This is a genomic window from Albidovulum sp., assembly GCF_049646345.1.
In the GTDB taxonomy this organism is placed as follows: domain Bacteria; phylum Pseudomonadota; class Alphaproteobacteria; order Rhodobacterales; family Rhodobacteraceae; genus Albidovulum.
Window position 1 is genome coordinate 1 of record NZ_JBARVQ010000010.1, and the last position, 2,581, is coordinate 2,581.

The 2,581-nt window shown below is 58.4% G+C and carries 2 protein-coding genes; one reads left to right on the forward strand and one right to left on the reverse strand.

What is annotated here, in order from left to right; translation table 11 throughout:
• The first annotated feature begins 128 nt into the window (after positions 1 to 128).
• Complete coding sequence (locus WBB85_RS00210) at positions 129 to 1,244, forward strand: hypothetical protein (protein ID WP_432636608.1); 1,116 nt, start codon at positions 129 to 131, stop codon at positions 1,242 to 1,244.
• A gap of 47 nt (positions 1,245 to 1,291) precedes the next feature.
• On the opposite strand, the gene zapE is transcribed toward WBB85_RS00210, so the two are convergent.
• Positions 1,292 to 2,374 (reverse strand): cell division protein ZapE, encoded by a 1,083-nt coding sequence (zapE, locus tag WBB85_RS00215; protein WP_432636609.1) that lies wholly within the window; start codon positions 2,372 to 2,374, stop codon positions 1,292 to 1,294.
• Positions 2,375 to 2,581: the final 207 nt, after the last annotated feature.

The following is a 2,581-nucleotide window of genomic DNA, read 5'->3' on the forward strand; positions in this document are numbered from 1 at the left end:
CGAGCTCGGTCATGATTGCGGGGATATGCGCGGGAATCTGGGCGCGGTCAATGGGGTGAAGCAAGGTTGCAAAATGTCAACTATCGCCGTTCACTGCGTGCATGGCGGAAATACGAGATAGGAAAGATGTGAACGACTGGCTTGTCGGCAGAGACAAGCCAGTGATTGCAGCGCTGGCGCTTCGTGCGGCCCTGCGCTCCTTGCCGTTCGTTATCGACATATTTCAGAGTACCCAGTACCAAGACCGCAAAGGTCGACTTTTTTTATCGGCATTCCGATCATCCCTGAAAATTGCTTTGGCAGCAAAAACAAATGACGATGAGTATTGGAGAGCAGCAGAGTCGTCGGGCCGAAAGGCCGATCACGAAACTGATCCGTCCTATCCGACAGCAAGAAGCGGCAATGCATTGTACGGTTGGATTTCCGTCGCCTTTCACACGACCTACGACAACCACGCCGAAAACTCCATCTACGTTCCGGCCGCAACGTTCAGAGAAGAAACGACACACTCTGAGCAACATGAAGCGGAGCGTGCATATTGGCTGGCGGTGTCGGAAGATGCATCTGCCATTGAGGGCCTTTTGTCACCTAGCGAGCTTTTTGAACGAAAACTTTGGTTAACCATCGAACAACCAGCCATCGCAAGTGATGCATGGGACACGTTTGTTTCAGTCTTAGAAAATGAAGCGCCGACATGGCGATTCTGGATTGAGTGGGTTCAATCATTCAGATCGGGATATCCGGTTGATTGGGACCTTCAGAGGGAAGTGGCTGCAATTCCAGACGAGGATTGGGAAAGTGGACCGGAGCATATCGCTCGGATAGTTGCCGAAATCAGCGCGCGACACGCTTTGCACGACAGAATTCGAGAACTTGAGAACGAACTAGCGCGGTCATCAACCTCACGACTAGGAATCGGTGGAAACAACCCGCCAGAACCATTGTCGCGCGAAACTACCGTTGCTCGCGAACTACTTATCGTCTGGGAGCCACTCCAACAGCTCAAACAAGAGGCTAGGACAAACAAACCTAGTCGTGGCAAAATCGAGAGGCTGATCGGCATACTAGGCTCGGTTCTTCAGAACGGAATTTCTTGGTGCGGCACAAAGGCAGATCTTGCCGTGGATACTACGATAAAGTGGGCTATCCCGGCGGGTGGCGGCTACTTTGCGTTGAATCCAAGCAAGCTCGAAGCCGTCATCGAAGCTGCGAAAAAATGGCTGGCCGAGGTGATATGGTTCTAAATGCAGTGATGGCATAGTAGCATTCAGGCTTTGACCTAAGCGCCTCCTCACCCACCCCACTCCGCCCCCTGCATTTCCCTCAACCGGCTCGCGGTGCGTTCGAATTCGAAGCTGCCGGTGCCCTCGACGTAAAGACGTTCCGGTTCGTCGGCGGCCGAGCAGATGAGGCGCACCTTGCCCTCGTAAAGCGCGTCGATGAGGGTGACGAAGCGTTTCGCCTCGTTGTAGTTCTCGGACGAGAGATGCGGGATGTCTTCGAGGATAAGGACGCGCACCGCGCCTGCGACGGCGAGGTAGTCGGCCGGGCCGAGGGGGCGGCCGCAGAGGTCCCAGAAGCCTGCCCGCGCGACACCGGCATGGTAGTCGGGCAGCACCACCTCTCTGCCCTTCACGGTCAGTTTCAGTTCCGCGTCGCCGCCGCCGCCGGTCAGTTCGGTCCAGATCTTTGAAAGCGCTTCCCTTGCCTTCGCATCGGCGGGGGTGAAATAGACCTGAGCGCCTTCGAGGCGATGCTGGCGGTAATCCGTCTCGCTCTCGATCTCGCGCACCTCCAGCCGGTCCTTCAGAAGCTGGATGAAGGGCAGGAAGAGCGGCCGGTTGAGCCCGTCCTTGTAGAGGTCATCCGGCACGCGGTTCGAGGTGGTGACGATGGTCACCCCCCGGTCGAAAAGCATCTGGAAAAGGCGGCCCACGATCATCGCATCGGCAATGTCGGTGATCTGCATCTCATCGAACGAGAGAAGCCGCAGGTCCTCGGCGATCTTCTCGGCCACGGGTCGGATCGCGTCGTCGACCCCGGTCTTGCGCGCCTCATGCAAAGCGGCCTGCACTTCCTGCATGAAGGCGTGGAAATGGACGCGGCGCTTGGCCTCGATATTCACATGGGCGTGGAAGAGGTCCATCAGCATCGATTTGCCGCGCCCGACCCCGCCCCAGAGGTAAAGCCCCTTCACCCCTTCGGGTGCCTTGGCGAACAACCCGCCGAGAAGGCCCTTCCTGCGGCCGTTCCCGGCCTCCAGCCCCGCGCGGATGCGCTGCAATTCGGGCAAAAGCGCGCGTTGGGCGGCGTCCTGCTTCAGGTCGCCCTCATGCGTCATCCGGTCGTAGATTTCGGTCAGTGTCTCGGCCATGCATTTCGATAACCGGGGATGGGCGAAAGGGAAAGACCGGGAGCGGGATCCGGAAGACCTTTCAGAGATTTCGGCGCGCAGCGAGACTGCGGCGATCCGCTTTGCGCACTTTGGAGACCTCGGCGGCTGAACGCCTTTCGCCCGGGAACAAGCGCGATGCGCGCCGGGCGAGCGCCTGCCCGTCCCGGCGGGCTGGCGCTTTTGAGA